A 15,113-nucleotide genomic window follows, 5' to 3' on the forward strand; every position below is an offset into this window, starting at 1 on the left:
TGAGCCGACACAAGGAAGACCATCATGAAAAGCATCGGATTTCTGTCTTTCGGCCACTGGTCCCCCGCCAAAGGATCGGGGACGCGCTCCGCGGGCGACGCGCTCCTCCAGTCCATCGACCTCGCCGTGGCGGCGGAGGAGTTAGGCGCGGACGGGGCGTATTTTCGCGTCCACCACTTCGCGCGGCAACTTGCCTCTCCCTTCCCGCTGCTAGCCGCCGTGGGCGCACGGACAAGCCGGATCGACATTGGTACCGCAGTGATCGACATGCGTTATGAAAATCCGCTCTATATGGCGGAGGACGCGGGGGCCGCCGATCTCATTGCGAAAGGGCGGTTGCAGCTCGGGATCAGCCGTGGCTCGCCGGAGCAGGTGATCGACGGGTGGCGCTACTTCGGCTACGAGCCGGCTGAGGGAGAGAGCGACGCCGACATGGCACGCCGCCACACGGAAGTGCTGCTGGAAGTGCTCAAGGGAAACGGCTTCGCCAAGCCGAACCCCCGTCCCATGTTCCCCAATCCGCCGGGCCTGTTGCGGCTGGAGCCGCATTCGGAGGGTCTGCGTGACCGCATCTGGTGGGGCGCGAGCTCTAACGCTACGGCCATCTGGGCGGCAAAACTGGGGATGAACCTCCAAAGTTCGACCTTGAAGGACGATGAGACCGGCGAACCTTTCCACGTGCAGCAGGCCGCGCAGATCCGCGCGTTCCGCGAAGCCTGGAAGGAGGCCGGTCACAGCCGAACGCCGCGTGTCTCTGTCAGCCGGAGCATCTTCGCGCTGACGGATGATCGTGACCGCGCCTATTTCGGCCATGGTGACCAGTCGGAGGATCAGGTGGGTTTCATCGATGAGCAGACCCGCGCGATCTTTGGTCGAAGCTATGCGGCGGAGCCCCTGAAGCTGGCAAAGCAGCTTGCGGAGGATGAGGCGATACATGAGGCCGATACGCTGCTGCTTACCGTGCCAAACCAGCTTGGCGTAGACTACAACGTCCACGTGATCGAAGCGATCTTGAAGTACGTGGCACCCGAACTCGGCTGGCGGTGAGGGTTTGCGGCGCGCCGGGGGTTGCTCCCGGCGCGCGCGCGTCGCAAGATCCGGTCAACAGAGGAGACACCAGATCATGCGTTCCATAACCCCCGCAATTGCCGCCGCCTTGACCTTTGCGGCTGCATTTCCCGCGCAGGCCGCAGATCCGGCAGCTTGCCAGACTGTTCGGCTTTCCGATCCGGGCTGGACCGACATCACGTCCACCAACGCCGTGGCCAGTGTGCTGCTGGAAGGGCTGGGATATCAGCCGCGCATCTCCACCCTCTCTGTTCCCGTCGGGTATCAGGCGATGAAAAGCGGGGACCTCGACGCGTTCCTTGGGAACTGGATGCCCGCCCAGCAGCATTTTCGCGACGATCTTGAGCAAGCCGGGGCGGTCGATGTTCTCACCCGCAATCTTGAAGGCGCCAAGTTCACGCTTGCCGTGACCAAAACCGCCGCCGATGCGGGGGTGAAAGACTTCGCCGATCTCGCAGCGCATGCACGGGAGTTCGGCAGCACGATCTACGGAATTGAACCCGGCGCGCCGGCAAACCAGAATATCCAGAAGATGGTGGATGCTGATGATTTCGGATTGGGTAGCTGGCGGCTTATCGAATCCGGAGAGCAGGCAATGCTGAGCCAGGTCACCCGGAATGATGCTCAAGGGAAGTTCAGCGTCTTTCTCGCCTGGGCGCCGCACCCGATGAACGAGGCGCTCGATATCACCTATCTCTCTGGCGGGGATGAGTATTTCGGGCCGAATTATGGCGGAGCGGAGGTGTTTACGCTCGCCCGGAAGGCCTGGGTGGCGGAATGCCCGAATGCGGCGCGGTTGCTGACCAATCTCGTGTTCAACGTCAGCATGGAGAACCAGATCATGGGCAGCATCCTCAACGACAATGCCGAACCGAAGGTTGCCGCGACCGAATGGATCAAGACGAACCCGGAGGTGCTCGGACCGTGGCTGGACGGGGTGACGACACAGTCGGGTGAGCCGGGGCTCGACGCTGTACGCAAGGCTCTGGCTCTCTGATCCTCACAGATGCAGCCCAATATCCTGATCGTCATGGCGGACCAGTTCGCAGGGACGTTGTTCCCCGATGGCCCGGCCGCGTTCCTTCATGCCCCACATCTCCGCGCGCTGGCAGCACGGTCCGTCCGTTTCGTCAATACATACACCGCCAGCCCGCTCTGTGCGCCCGCCCGGGCCTCCTTCATGTCCGGGCAACTTCCCCGGCGAACGCGGGTATATGACAACGCGGCAGAGTTCGCCTCGGATATCCCCACTTTCGCCCATCACCTGCGGCGCGCGGGTTATCATACGTGCCTCTCGGGCAAGATGCATTTCGTCGGTCCAGACCAGATGCACGGGTTCGAGGAGCGGCTGACAACCGATATCTATCCTGCCGATTTCGGCTGGACGCCGGATTACACCCGGCCGACCGAACGCATCGACTGGTGGTATCACAACCTTGGGTCGGTGACTGGGGCAGGGGTGGCCGAGATCACCAACCAGATGGAATACGATGACGAGGTGGCGTTCCTGGCAGGGCAGAAGCTCTATGACCTCGCCCGTGGCCACGACGCCAGACCCTGGTGCCTCACCGTGAGCTTTACGCATCCTCACGATCCCTATGTGGCGCGGAGGAAGTTCTGGGATCTCTATGAGGAAAGTCCCGCGCTGAAACCTCTGGTTCCCGCAATCCCCTATGCCGATCAGGATCCCCACTCTCAGCGCCTGATGAACGCTTGCGACTACGAGCGGTTCGATATCACATCGGAGGACATCGCCCGCGCCCGGCAGGGGTATTTTGCCAACATCTCCTATGTCGATGAAAAGGTGGGGGAACTGCTGGACATTCTTGATCGGACCCGAATTACGGAGGAGACGGTCATCCTCTTCCTCTCTGACCATGGCGACATGTTGGGGGAGCGGGGAATGTGGTTCAAGATGAGCTTCTTCGACGGGTCCGCGCGCGTGCCGCTCATGGTATCTGCTCCTGGATGGGTTCCCGGGCGTGTGGAAACGCCGGTCTCTACGCTTGACGTGCTGCCGACGCTGGCCGGGCTGGCGGGGATCGACCTCGGCAGCATCGCGCCCTGGACGGATGGTGTGACTCTCGAGACGGCAGCGCGAGGCGGTATACGGGGGCCGGTGCCGATGGAGTATACGGCCGAAGGTTCAGTCGCGCCGATGGTCGCCCTCCGGGATGAGCGGTGGAAGATCGTGCTCTGTGATGCAGATCCGCCCCAGCTCTTTGACATGCAGAACGATCCGTGGGAGCTGAAAGACCTTGCGTCGGATCCGGCCCATGCAGAGACGCTGCAGCGGTTGACCGCGCTGGCGCAGAGCCGCTGGAACCTTGCCGCATATGACGCCGAGGTGCGCGAAAGCCAGGCCCGTCGCATGATCGTTTATGAGGCTCTGAGAAACGGCGCCTACTTCCCGTGGGATTTTCAGCCGTTGCAACGCGCCTCCGAGCGTTACATGCGCAATCACATGGACCTCAACGTTCTGGAGGAGGCACAGCGTTTTCCAAGGGGAGAGTAACGATCAGCGGGGCAGGCCGATCCGGTCGGCCAAGTCCTCGACGCTCTCCGCCACCACATCCCAATCGGCGCTTGGCGCGAGATCAGTTTCTTGCCCTGGGCCGTATTCGAGCGGGCGGGGTATGAACGCGGTGCGAAGGCCGCAGGCCCGCGCGGCGGCAAGATCGTCGTTATGTGCGGCCACGAGGCAGACCTGCTCCGGCGGCAGCATCAGGATCTCCGCGGTGCGGAGGTAGGCTTCCGGGCGCGGCTTGTAGGCCTGCGCCGCTTCCGCCCCCAGAATGGCATCCCACGGAAGGCCGGCCCGCTTGGCTATATCGATCATGAGACGGATATTGCCGTTGGAAAGCGGCGCGATGATTGCAGCCCTGCGCAGCCGGATCAGACCCGGGACCACGTCCGGCCACGGATCCAGTCGATGCCAGGCCAAGGTCAGTGCATCCAACTCCTCCGTGCTCACGTCGGCAGGGTTCAGCCCGAACTCCGGCAGGATCGCGACGAGGTTTTCACGGTGCAGCACGTCAAGCCGGGTGAAAGGACGACGCCCCTGCCGAACCTCCGTCATGGCAGGCTGATAGCGGTCGCGCCATGCATCTGCGAAGGCCCGTGCCTGCGATGGATCCCCGCCATGCCGGGTAAGAAACGGCTCCGCATCCCGAGCGACCCCGCCCCGCCAGTCAACCAGCGTGCCAAATACGTCGAAAACGAAGCTCTTTACGTTCTGCATTCGATTTTTCCCCCTGTTGCGCCGGTTGACACAGATCGATCAACAGGCGCTTCATCCGGCATGATCCGCATCACAACGCGTCTCCGCCATGAACTCAAGCATTGATATGACGCCCCTCAGGCCGGTTCCGGCTGTCCTGTCCGTCGTGTTTCGGGAGGGACAGGTATTGCTCGTACGGCGGGCCAACCCCCCGGATCGGGGATTTTGGGGCTTTCCGGGCGGCAGGCTCGAGGCGGGTGAGACGCTCTTCGCAGCGGCGGAGCGTGAATTGACGGAGGAGACAGGTGTCACGGGGGTTGCCACCGCCATTCTCACCGTGCTGGACGCGCTGGACCGCCGAAAGGACGGGACGCTCCGCTTTCACTATGTCTTGGTGGCCGTGGCCTGTTGCTGGCTTGCGGGCGCGCCTGTCCCGGATGATGATGCGCTGGAGGCCCGCTGGATCGCGCTCGAAGACATCCCGGGATTGGACAATGTGAGCCGGGATGTGGAGCGGGTAGCCCGACAGGCGGCGCGAGGCGCTTGCCAACCGCTGTGACTGCGGCATGATCCAGAAAGCGCTACCGCAGATGGATATCATGACCCTTCCCCGTCATCCGAGGTTCATCGCTTTCTTCGCTACGCTCGCTTTCGCCTGCGGGGGGCTTGGCTTGCTGATCGACCGGTCAGAGGCCCTTATTCTTGGTTTCGATCTCGCGGCAGCGGTATTCATCGCGAGTTGCGTCCCTCTGTGGCTGGAGGAGGATGAACAGACCTTCCGCGCCCGCAAAACCCGTGACGATGGCGGCCGGCTGTTTCTCGCCCTGACCGTGACGGTGGTTCTGCTGATGGTGCTGGTTACCCTTGCGGTGCTGGTGGGCGGGAAGGAGGACATGACGGCGGCGGATCTTGTGCTCGTCACGGCAACGCTGGCGATAAGCTGGCTGTTCGGGAACCTCGTTTACGCATTTCATTATGCGCATGTGTACTATGATGAGGAAAGTCACCCTGCGCTTGATTTTCCTGGTGAGGAAGCGCCGCTCTTCGCCGATTTCTGTTACTTTTCGCTTGTCATAGGCATGACGTTTCAGGTGTCGGACGTCGAGATCACCACGCGCCGCTTCCGTCGTATCGCGACGCTGCATGCAATGGTGGCATTCTTCTTCAACCTCGGTGTCGTCGCATTGACGATCAACGTCGTGGCGGGCGTGCTCTAGATCATGTCCGGGTAAAGGACACGCAATTCGTCCAGCAGTTCTACGAAGCGGCGCTCGGGCGGGGTGAACGGAGTGAGGGGATTGCTGACGAGAAACACGTCGGCGCCCAACGGCTGATCGGTGATGCGGAGCGGCCAGAGGCGCCCCTTCTCTACCTCCTCCGCCACGCTCATCAACGGCAGAAGCCCGATGCCGAGGCCGAGCGAGATCATCCTGCGCACCTCCTCCAGACTGCGGCTCGATCCGCTGATGCGGTTGCCGAGGCCAAGACCCTCCCGCAGCATGATCATCGGCTCCAGCCCGAACCCTTCCGTCGCGCATTCAAAGGCGATGAAGGGTTCGCGCGCCAGATCGCGCACCGTCACCTCCGCTTGCCCGTAGAGCGGATGTTCGGCGCCGCAGAAAACCACAAATTCTTCCCGGAACAGCAGTTTGCAATCCAGCGTGATGATGGGTTTTGTCAGGAGACAGATGCCCAGACCCGCTTTCTCCTGAGTGATGCGGCGAACAGTATCCTGGCTGTTCTGAACATCCACCAACCAGGTGATCGAGGGATAGCGCTGGTGGTAGAGCCGGATCGTCTCGTCGATCAGGGTGGAGTTGAGGGTGCTGAGCGTCTGAAGACGGAGTTCACCGAATTCCTCAGCGTTACGGTCTTCCGTCAGGTCGGAAATCCGATCGACACAACGGAAGATTTCGGCGCATTCCTGATAGACCTTCTCTCCCCTAAGGGTCAGACCGAAGCGCCGACTGTCGCGGAATACGAGCTGGCACCCCAGTTGCTCCTCCAGCCGCTGGAGGGCAACGGTCACGCTCGGCTGGCTGAGTGACAGCCGTTTCGCGGCGCGGGTGATGCTTTTCTCCTCCGCGATAGCGCAGAAGGTGCGAAGCAGGTTCAGATTCATATCGCCGAGCGGGGTGCGGGCGGGCATGGCGGCTCTGCTTGGGACGGGAGCCTCTGCTCTAACGCGAACGCTGTCAGAGGTCCACCATCTCCAGGCCGGCAAATGGCCGGGACGCCGCGCCCTTACGCCGACCGCAGCCCTTTCAGGAAGCTTGCCAGATTATCGCCAAGGCTCGGTTGCATGTAACCGCCTTCCTGGACCGCCAGCGTCGGCAGGCCCAGAGTATCGAAGCGCTGCCCGATCTCGGCAAAGCCCGGGGTGGTCACGGCAAGCCCGCGGAAGGGATCGTTCTCATGGGCGTCGAGACCAAGCGCGATAACGAGCGCCGTCGCCCCATAGGCCCTTACCTGGCCGAGCGCGACGTCCAGCGCTTCGAGATAACCCTCCATTCCCGTCCCGCGTGGCAGCGGCAGGTTGACGTTGTAGCCCAACCCACGACCGGCGCCGGTCTCCTGCTTGCCGCCGGCGTAGTAGGGGTAGAATTGCGCGGGATCGACATGGAGAGAGATGGTCAGAACATCGTCACGGTCATAGAAGATGCCCTGCGTGCCGTTACCATGGTGGACATCGACATCGACGATGGCGACGCGATGCCCCCCGCCCGCAGACGCTCTGCCGCGATCGCAGAGTTGTTGAGGAAGCAGAACCCGCCCGCCAGTTCCCGGTAGGCATGATGGCCGGAGGGACGGCAGAGCGCATAGGCCTTCGCCTCGCCCGACAGGACCAACTCTGCGCCGGTGACTGCGGTCTGTGCGGAGCGGTAGACTGCCTCCCATGAGCTGGCAGAAATGGGGCAGGACGTATCCGCATTGAAGAAGCCGATCTGGGCTTCTGACTCCTCGGAGTAGAACATCGTCCGATCGGGGCAAAAGCGGCCAGGAACCACTTCCTCGAGATCCGGGACCAAAGCGACGCGACGATCCCAGATGGTGCGGAGGTAGTCGAGATAACGCGGCGTATGGATCGCGGCCAGCGGCGCCATGCCGTGATCCTCGCTGGCGACAAGCTCCAGACCGGCTACCGTCACGCCGCGGAGAAGTTCCGCCACCCGGTCGGGCCGGTCGGGATTGAGCACGACACGCCCGTTCTCAAGTCGGAAGCGAGGGTCATGGGCACGCTGGCGTTCGTCGAAGATGGCCTTCATCATATCCTCACGGTCTTTTGGAAGGGGTGGTCAATCTGCCGCCTGCCCGGAAAGCTCAAGCCCCGGCGCGGCGGCCAGCAGGCTCTGGGTGTAATGTTCGCGCGGGTTTCGGAACACCTGCTCCACCGGCCCAAGCTCGACGATCCGGCCCTTCTGCATGACGGCAACCCGGTCGCAAATCTTGCCAGCCACCCGCAGGTCATGGGTGATGAAGATGAGCGTCAGACCGAGCCGGGCCTTCAGGTCCTCGAGCAAGTCCAGAACCTGCGCCTGCACAGAGACGTCGAGCGCCGACACCGCTTCATCGGCGACCACGATTTCGGGATCGAGAGCGAGGGCGCGCGCAATGCCGATGCGCTGCCGCTGACCGCCCGAGAATTCGTGTGGATAGCGCTCTATCGCGCTTTCCTTCAACCCCACCAGCGTCAGGAGTTCGCGTGCCCGGGCCAGTGCGGCGACGCGGCTCTTGCCATGCGCCATCGGCCCTTCTGTAAGGATGCGTCCAATGCGGGAGCGCGGGTTGAGGGAAGCATAAGGATCCTGAAAGATCATCTGGATCCGCCCGCGGTGGCGTTTCAAGGTGGCACCGCGGAGGCTGGATATGTCCGTCCCCTCCATGGTGATCGACCCGGAATCAGGTCGGGCGAGTTGCACGATCATCCGGCCCAGCGTCGATTTCCCGGAGCCGCTTTCCCCCACGATCCCGAGCGTTTCGCCCTTCAGAAGATCGAAGGAGACATCATCGCTTGCTTTCACGATCCGGTCGCCGCTGGTGAATTGCTTCACGAGATTGCGGACCTGAAGGAGCGCTGCCGCTTCCGGCGCAGGGTTCGCGGCGAGATCGACTTTCGGGATCGCGTCAATCAGACGACGGGTATAGGGGTGGGACGGATGTTTCAGCACCTGCTCCGCGGTCCCGCTCTCCACCAGCTTCCCAAGCTCCATGACAGCGACGTCATCGGCAATCTCGGCCACGACGCCGAAATCGTGGGTGACAAACATCACTGCCATGCCGTGTCGCTGCTGCAACTCCCGGATCAGCGTCAGGATCTGCGCCTGGGTCGTCACGTCCAGCGCCGTCGTTGGTTCATCGGCGATCAGCACGCTCGGCTCCAGCGCGAGGGCCATGGCAATCATCACCCGTTGCCGCTGACCGCCCGAGAGCTGAAACGGATAGGCGAATTGCGCCCGCTCCGCGTCGGGGATGCCGACTTCTTTCAGAAGCTCCAGCGCCCGGGACGCGCGTTCGCCGGGGGCGAGCCTTCCATGGGCCTCGAAGACCTCTGCGATCTGTGCCCCGATCCGCATGAGCGGATTGAGCGCGGTCATCGGCTCCTGAAAGATCATCGCGATCTTTGCACCGCGAAGCGAAGCACGGGCCGCTTCGTCCAGGTGAGTGATATCCTCCCCGGCCAGCAGAATGCGCCCGCCGGTGATTTGCACACCCTGTGGCAGTAGTCCCATCACGGCATTGGCGGACATGGATTTGCCCGAGCCGGATTCACCCACTACGCAGAGCGTCCGCCCGCTGTGAAGCGTGAGTGTCACATCCTCAATCGCGTGAGGCCGGTCGGCCCCCTTCGGCAGCGCTATGGTGAGGTTCTCGATACGGAGTGCGTCCTGCATGTCGAGCCTCACGATTTTCGCCGCGCGAGGCGGGGATTCAAAGCGTCGTTCAGGCTTTCACCGATCAGGTTGAGCGCGAGCACGGTGATGACGATGGCGGCGCCGGGCAGGAAGGACAGCCACCATGCCTGCCGGATCACCGTCCGGGCCGCACCGATCATATAGCCCCAGGACAAGAGGTTCGGATCCCCCAGCCCCAGGAAGGACAGGGATGATTCCAAAAGGATGGCGCTGGCCACCATCAGCGACGCCATGACGATGATGGGGGAAACGGCGTTCGGGAGTACCTGTCCCAGAATGATCGACCGGTTGGAGAGGCCCTGAAGGATCGCTGCTTCGATATACTCGCGCTTGCGCAGCGACAGAACCTCACCCCGCACCAGCCGCGCGACAGGCGGCCAGGAGACGATGGCAATGGCGAGTGTGATGGAAACGACGGATGGCTCGAAGATCGCCACCAGCACAATGGCCAGCGCGAAGCTCGGCACCGTCTGGAAGAACTCGGTCACCCGCATCAGGACATCATCCACCCAGCCACCGAAGTAGCCCGCCAGCGCCCCTATCGGTATGCCGATCAGCAGTGCTGCGAGGGTGGAGACCAGACCGACCAGCAGCGATATGCGCGCGCCGTGAGCAAGCCCCGCTGCCACATCGCGGCCCAGCGTATCTGTGCCCAGAGGATAGGCCATGTTTTCCAACGGCGGCAGGAACGGCCGCTGCACCATCCGCCAGGGATTTCCCGGGAAGAGCAAGGGAGCGGTCACCGCAATGACGACGACCAGCAGCAGAAGCACCAGCCCGATTACGCCGCCCTTGTTGGTCGCGAAACGTTTGAGGAAATCTTTCATCGGCGTCTCCTAGCGCTCGAGCCGGATGCGGGGATCGACGATCCCGTAGATGACATCGGTGATGAGATTGAACACGATCACCATCGCGGCGGAGACGAAGAAGACGCCGAGCAGCACGTTGTAGTCCCGCTGGGTCAGCGCTTCGAACATGAGCCGTCCGATGCCCGGCCATGCAAAGACCGTCTCGGTAAGGACCGCGCCGCCCACGAGCTGACCCGCCTGCAGGCCCGCCAGTGTCACGATGGGGAGAAGCGCGTTTCGCAGGATGTGCCGACGCTCGATCACGCCGGGGGCAAGGCCCTTGGCCCGCGCCGTCTTTACGAAATCCATCTGGGCAACCTCCAGCATGGAGGCGCGCGTCATCCGCGAATAGACGGCCATGAAAAACAGGCCGAGCGACAGCGCCGGAAGCACCAGATGCGCCGCGATATCGCCCATCCGGGCAAAGCCGGTCAGGTTGGAGCCGACGGTTTCATAGCCGAAGGGCGGTAGCCAGCCCAGCGTCACGGAGAAGAGCAGCACGCCCATCAGGGCCGCCCAGAACAGCGGGGTCGCATAGAACAGAAGCGCGATCGACGAGATCAACGTATCGGACCAGCGTCCCACACGGCTTGCTGCCAGTACACCGGCAAGTACGCCCAGCACCAGCGAGACGATGAAGGCCGTCCCAGTCAGCAGCAGCGTCGCGGGCAGGCGATCCAGGATGAGGTCGATCACCGGCATCTGCTGACGGTAGGAATAGCCCAGATCGAACTGCATCACGCCGCTGATGTAACGCCACAGCTGAATGTAGAACGGCTGATCCAGACCGAATTTCTCCCGCAGTTGCTGCAGGAAGAGTTCGTCCGTTGCACCGGCCTCGCCGGCCATGACCTTCGCGGGATCACCCGGCGCCATATGGATCAGGATGAAGTTGAGCACCAGGATGGCCAAGAGCACCAGACATGCCTTGACCAGCCGCGACAGAATGCGGGTGAGGAGTTTCATCGGCCTGCCCTGAAAGGAAGTCCCACAAGGGGGAGGGGGCACCCGCCTTTATGAAAGAGCGGGTGCGGGGCGATCAGTTTTCGATATACGCGTTCTTGAACCCGTCGTTGAGACCGATGCCGGTCGTGACGAGATCCTTGATGTTGCAGCGCGTGATCGTCGGGAAGCCGAGATCCAGGAGCCACGCCACCGGCACGTCCTCGGAGAGCTTGGCCTGAACTTCCTTGTAGAGCGCGGCGCGCTCTTCGGGATTGATTGTGGCGGCGCCTTTCTCGAACAGAGCGTCTACTTCAGGGTTCGAATAACCCTCGACGTTGTTCCAGGGCGAACCCTTGGCGATATTCGTCGACACATAGTTCCGGGCCACGCCGAGCGCGGGATCACCATACTGATACAGGAACGTCGTGGACAGGTCGAAGTCCCAGTCCCCCAGCCGCTGGTTCCAGCCCGCGACATCGGTTGCCACAATATCGACGTTCACGCCCACATCCGCCAGGTTCTGCTTGATGACTTCCGCCAGACGCATCCACGTCTCGCCATAGGGCATGGGGACGAGGCGCAGTGTTTCGCCGTTATAACCCGACGCTTCCACCAGCTCTTTTGCTTTGTCAGGATCAAAGGGATAGGGCGCCAGATCGGTATCGTTGAACTTCGTGGTTGCGGCAAAGGGCCCGTTAGAGACGTTACCCAGCCCGTTCCAGAGGACATCCTTGATGAATTCTCGGTCCAGCGCATAGAGGATCGCCTGCCGGAACTCCTTGTTGGCGGTTGGCCCCTGACGGTTGTTGATCCACACCCACGATTGCGGCGAGAAGAATTCCCAGCCTTTCTGCGTGACGCAGGTGTTGTCGAGTGCGGTGAGCCGCGGAACATCGAAGTTTTCCACCGCCCCACCGGGCAGGATGTCCACTGTTCCGGTTTCATAGGCCACTGCACGTGCAGCGGCATCCGGGATCACATGCCAGTAGATTTCATCCAGATAGGGTTTGCCCTCATCCCAGTAGTCGGGGTTCTTTTCCAGCAGGATATAAGACCCCTTGACCCATTCCGCGAATTTGAACGGCCCGGTGCCGATGGGCTTGTTGTTCGCCGGGTTGGTCGCGAAATCCGTGCCCTCGTAGATGTGCTTGGGAACGATCGGCATGGAGCCGACTTCGAAGGAGTTGAGGAACGGGCCGAACGGCGCTTTCAACTGGAAGACCACCGTATGGTCATCGGGGGCAGTGATCGACTCGACATGGGTCAGCACGGCGCGGAAGCGGGGATGCGACTGGCGCAGGAAGACATCGGCGGAGAATACCACATCGGCGGCGCTGAACGGCGCTCCGTCGTGCCATTTCACCCCGTCCTCCAGATTGAACGTATAGGTCCGCCCGTCCTCCGAAACTGTCCAGGATTTCGCCAGGGACGGCATCGGGTTGAGATCGTTGTCGTAGCGCAGCAGCCCCTCGTAGATGTTGCCGGCAACCATCTGGGTCGGAGCGTTCTGGAACAGGCCCATCATCAGGCTCGGCGGCTCGGGCTGAACGACGACATTCGCGCGTCCTCCCGCAACCGGATCGGCGGAGGCTGTGCCTATGGCAAGGAAACCCGCTAGCGCGGCGGCGAGAAAACGATTCATGGCAGATCCCTGTATTGTCTTTGTCTTGGCCCGTCAGGGGCGCTCTTATGGCGTAGCCCCATTCTCCGCAACTGGCGGGAGGAGACAAATAGACTAGTATTATGAAAACCATAGTTCATGGCTATGACGTGGGTGAGGTGATGGAAGCCCAAAAATTTATTCATTTTTCAGCGCAAGTTAGGCAGCTTTGTTATACCGAACAGACGTAATGGCTGATATTACATATGCCTATTTGCGATAGGCGGCCCTGTCTGCTTTTCTTGATCAGACATGAAAAGGGATGGCCCGATGACATTCACCGCTGACAGCCGCATGAACCTTGACCGGTTCTGGGACACGATCGAACAGTCGGGCGAAATTGGCGTCAGAAGGCCCGGTGGGCTCTCGCGCCTTACGCTGAGCGATGCCGATCGGGAGATGCGGAACCTCTTCGTAAGCTGGTGTGAGGAGGCGCGCCTGACTGTGGAAGTCGATGAACTCGGTTCGATCTTCGCGCGCCGGGAAGGACAGCGCGACGATCTCCCTCCGGTGATGATCGGCAGCCATCTCGACACGCAGGTGAACGGGGGCCGCTTTGACGGCATTGCGGGCGTCCTCGCCGGTCTGGAGGTCGTCCGAACACTGAACGACCTCGGACATGTCACGCAGCGCCCGCTGGTTCTCGTCAACTGGACCAATGAGGAAGGCGCCCGTTTCTCACCTCCGATGGTGGCGTCGGGGGCGTTTGTAGGCAAATATGAACCCGATTGGGTGCGTAATCTTGTTGATGACGAGGGCATTCGTTTCGGGGATGAACTGGAGCGTATCGGTTATCGAGGAACCCGTGCAGCACGCGGTGGCCAGGTCGACGCCTATTTTGAACTTCACATTGAGCAGGGCCCGATCCTTGATGCGGAAAGGCGCGCGGTGGGAATTGTTACGGGCGGATATCCCAGCCACGGCATGCGCATTCGTTTCGAAGGCGAAACCGCCCATACAGGGCCTACGCCTATGAACCTTCGTCATAACGCCTTGATAGCGGGTGCACGCTGGCTCACAGCGGTGGATGATATCGGCTGGGATTTTGCGGTTCACGACGGCAAGGCCACCGGATCACGCCTGACGGCATGGCCCAACAAGCCAGGCATTCTGTCAGAGACAGCCGAGTGCGTGGCCGATGTTCGTCATCCTGATCCCGTGACCGCTGGCGTGATGGCAGAAAGGATGCGTCGGGCAGCATTCGCCGCCGCGGCGATAGCGGGGTGTACGGCAGTCGTGGAAGATGAATGGACTTGGGGCGGAGCGATCTTTGACCAAAGCCTCATCAATCTCATTCGATCCGAAGCAATACGCCAAAATTATAACTGGCGCGATATCCAGTCTCAGGCGGGCCACGATGCGTATCATATGGCCATGCATTGCCCGACAGCCATGATATTTACCCCATGCCGTGGCGGAATTACCCACAACAATGAAGAGTACTGCTCGTTGGAAGATTTGGAGGCGGGTCTGAATATTCTTTTACATTGCGCCGTCAGCCGATTGGATCGTCCATATATTACATAACATGGATTACTGTGCGAACAAGCGTAGGGCGAAAATCGCGCTATCGAACAACTGAAATAATGGCCATTCGGGTCTCTTTTTGACCATTCTACAACCAATTATTGACCGTTACCGCAGTCGGAAAGAAATCATCTGATATCAATATATTGACGGAATCCTTTCGGGTGGCGTCAGAGGCAGCGCTCCGTCTTCAGGCCTTGAACCCGGCCCGTTGACTGTCGGCCCGCGGCCCCGCATGGTTGCCGCCGTCCCTTCCGGAGCGATGGAACGGTCCAAGGGTCGACTGATCTCCGGATTCATTCCTCAAGTATAATCAATATTTTACGATTGTATGGTGAGCGTGAGTTGGTCATTATTTCAGTTGTTTGACACGCGTCGGTTTGATTTTCAGTGTCTCCGTGGAACGGTCAATCTTACCACGGAGAGCATCCATTGGCGACGCCCGAAATTGGCTCCATGCGGATGTCGAGACCAAAGACAGGGATGTCCTGAACCATATCCAAGCTGGGAAGGCGCAGAGAGCGCGTATGTCGAGCGTTAAAAAAAAGGCTGTCAGCATTAATGGCTGGACATCGCTAGAACTTTGAAGCCATCGAAAAGACTGAGCAGATCAAAACTCGTTGACTACAGGCTTACATCGACGAGCTCTCCAACACGAGTATTGGTTGCGTCGCGCCCGTCTAGAAACTCATGATGGTCGCCTAAAGTCTAATTCTCTGCCCCATCGAAATAGGGAATATTACAGAAACCGCCGGAACTTTCGCGTCGAGGATTTTAGCGTGAAAGTCATCAGTATGATCATCGAATAGAACTGTGATGCCATCCGCGGAAAGAGGTGGTCAGGTTTCTGACCGCCAGAACCGGTCCGCTTCCAGCTTCCCCCATATCAAAGGTAAATTGGGTCTCACCAGAATCTTAAACGAGCCTTTCGC

General features: G+C 60.9%; 14 protein-coding genes. 6 read left to right on the top strand and 8 right to left on the bottom strand.

Annotation, left to right across the window (positions count from 1 at the left end):
* Positions 1-24 precede the first annotated feature (24 nt).
* The 3 genes from CN97_RS11630 to betC all read left to right on the top strand — a co-directional run bounded on the left by CN97_RS11630 (position 25) and on the right by betC (position 3,583).
* Entirely contained in the window at positions 25-1,047 is a 1,023-nt protein-coding gene (locus CN97_RS11630; RefSeq protein ID WP_035711534.1) for an LLM class flavin-dependent oxidoreductase, read from the top strand.
* 76 nt (positions 1,048-1,123) lie between these two features.
* Positions 1,124-2,065, top strand: a complete 942-nt coding sequence (gene choX / locus CN97_RS11635; RefSeq protein WP_035711537.1) for a choline ABC transporter substrate-binding protein — start codon at positions 1,124-1,126, stop codon at positions 2,063-2,065.
* 9 nt (positions 2,066-2,074) lie between these two features.
* Entirely contained in the window at positions 2,075-3,583 is a 1,509-nt protein-coding gene (gene betC, locus CN97_RS11640; protein ID WP_035711538.1) for a choline-sulfatase, read from the top strand.
* A gap of 3 nt (positions 3,584-3,586) precedes the next feature.
* On the opposite strand, the gene CN97_RS11645 is transcribed toward betC, so the two are convergent.
* The gene (locus CN97_RS11645; RefSeq protein WP_035711541.1) at positions 3,587-4,309 is read right to left on the bottom strand and encodes a haloacid dehalogenase type II; all 723 of its coding nucleotides are present in this window, start codon (positions 4,307-4,309) and stop codon (positions 3,587-3,589) included.
* A 106-nt stretch (positions 4,310-4,415) separates the two neighbouring features.
* Between CN97_RS11645 and CN97_RS11650 the strand changes: the two genes are divergently transcribed.
* A complete protein-coding gene (locus CN97_RS11650; RefSeq protein ID WP_035711544.1) occupies positions 4,416-4,847 on the top strand; it encodes an NUDIX hydrolase in 432 nt (143 codons plus the stop codon).
* Positions 4,848-4,887: 40 nt separating this feature from the next.
* Positions 4,888-5,505 carry a DUF1345 domain-containing protein gene (locus CN97_RS11655; RefSeq protein ID WP_035711845.1) on the top strand — a complete coding sequence of 206 codons (618 nt, stop codon included), beginning with the start codon at positions 4,888-4,890 and terminating at the stop codon, positions 5,503-5,505.
* On the opposite strand, the gene CN97_RS11660 is transcribed toward CN97_RS11655, so the two are convergent.
* The 7 genes from CN97_RS11660 to CN97_RS11685 form a co-directional block, all read right to left on the bottom strand.
* Complete coding sequence (locus CN97_RS11660; protein ID WP_035711546.1) at positions 5,502-6,437, bottom strand: LysR family transcriptional regulator; 936 nt, start codon at positions 6,435-6,437, stop codon at positions 5,502-5,504. The two genes, CN97_RS11655 and CN97_RS11660, sit on opposite strands and share 4 nt — an antisense overlap.
* A gap of 95 nt (positions 6,438-6,532) precedes the next feature.
* Complete coding sequence (locus tag CN97_RS21390; protein WP_345998108.1) at positions 6,533-6,991, bottom strand: arginase family protein; 459 nt, start codon at positions 6,989-6,991, stop codon at positions 6,533-6,535.
* Positions 6,922-7,557: an arginase family protein gene (locus CN97_RS21395; RefSeq protein WP_345998107.1), complete on the bottom strand. Its 636-nt coding sequence runs from the start codon at positions 7,555-7,557 to the stop codon at positions 6,922-6,924. The genes CN97_RS21390 and CN97_RS21395 overlap by 70 nt, the downstream gene beginning before the upstream one ends.
* 27 nt (positions 7,558-7,584) lie before the next feature.
* Positions 7,585-9,180, bottom strand: coding sequence for an ABC transporter ATP-binding protein (locus CN97_RS11670; protein ID WP_035711549.1), 1,596 nt, complete (start codon positions 9,178-9,180; stop codon positions 7,585-7,587).
* Positions 9,181-9,188: 8 nt separating this feature from the next.
* Positions 9,189-10,028 (bottom strand): ABC transporter permease, encoded by an 840-nt coding sequence (locus tag CN97_RS11675; protein WP_035711552.1) that lies wholly within the window; start codon positions 10,026-10,028, stop codon positions 9,189-9,191.
* Between the two features lie 9 nt (positions 10,029-10,037).
* The gene (locus tag CN97_RS11680; protein WP_035711554.1) at positions 10,038-11,015 is read right to left on the bottom strand and encodes an ABC transporter permease; all 978 of its coding nucleotides are present in this window, start codon (positions 11,013-11,015) and stop codon (positions 10,038-10,040) included.
* 73 nt (positions 11,016-11,088) lie between these two features.
* Complete coding sequence (locus tag CN97_RS11685) at positions 11,089-12,636, bottom strand: ABC transporter substrate-binding protein (RefSeq protein ID WP_035711557.1); 1,548 nt, start codon at positions 12,634-12,636, stop codon at positions 11,089-11,091.
* A 288-nt stretch (positions 12,637-12,924) separates the two neighbouring features.
* Here CN97_RS11685 and CN97_RS11690 point away from each other — a divergent pair, with 288 nt between their 5' ends.
* Positions 12,925-14,181, top strand: a complete 1,257-nt coding sequence (locus CN97_RS11690; RefSeq protein WP_035711559.1) for a Zn-dependent hydrolase — start codon at positions 12,925-12,927, stop codon at positions 14,179-14,181.
* The last annotated feature ends 932 nt before the right edge of the window (positions 14,182-15,113 follow it).

This window comes from Haematobacter massiliensis, assembly GCF_000740795.1.
GTDB classification, from domain to species: domain Bacteria; phylum Pseudomonadota; class Alphaproteobacteria; order Rhodobacterales; family Rhodobacteraceae; genus Haematobacter; species Haematobacter massiliensis.

Coding starts and splice junctions, on each gene's coding strand:
- CN97_RS11630 (WP_035711534.1), top strand. CDS start 25: ATGAAAAGCATCGGATTTCTGTCTTTCGGCCACTGGTCCCCCGCCAAA.
- choX (WP_035711537.1), top strand. CDS start 1,124: ATGCGTTCCATAACCCCCGCAATTGCCGCCGCCTTGACCTTTGCGGCT.
- betC (WP_035711538.1), top strand. CDS start 2,075: ATGCAGCCCAATATCCTGATCGTCATGGCGGACCAGTTCGCAGGGACG.
- CN97_RS11645 (WP_035711541.1), bottom strand. CDS start 4,309: ATGCAGAACGTAAAGAGCTTCGTTTTCGACGTATTTGGCACGCTGGTT.
- CN97_RS11650 (WP_035711544.1), top strand. CDS start 4,416: ATGACGCCCCTCAGGCCGGTTCCGGCTGTCCTGTCCGTCGTGTTTCGG.
- CN97_RS11655 (WP_035711845.1), top strand. CDS start 4,888: ATGACCCTTCCCCGTCATCCGAGGTTCATCGCTTTCTTCGCTACGCTC.
- CN97_RS11660 (WP_035711546.1), bottom strand. CDS start 6,437: ATGCCCGCCCGCACCCCGCTCGGCGATATGAATCTGAACCTGCTTCGC.
- CN97_RS21395 (WP_345998107.1), bottom strand. CDS start 7,557: ATGATGAAGGCCATCTTCGACGAACGCCAGCGTGCCCATGACCCTCGC.
- CN97_RS11670 (WP_035711549.1), bottom strand. CDS start 9,180: ATGCAGGACGCACTCCGTATCGAGAACCTCACCATAGCGCTGCCGAAG.
- CN97_RS11675 (WP_035711552.1), bottom strand. CDS start 10,028: ATGAAAGATTTCCTCAAACGTTTCGCGACCAACAAGGGCGGCGTAATC.
- CN97_RS11680 (WP_035711554.1), bottom strand. CDS start 11,015: ATGAAACTCCTCACCCGCATTCTGTCGCGGCTGGTCAAGGCATGTCTG.
- CN97_RS11685 (WP_035711557.1), bottom strand. CDS start 12,636: ATGAATCGTTTTCTCGCCGCCGCGCTAGCGGGTTTCCTTGCCATAGGC.
- CN97_RS11690 (WP_035711559.1), top strand. CDS start 12,925: ATGACATTCACCGCTGACAGCCGCATGAACCTTGACCGGTTCTGGGAC.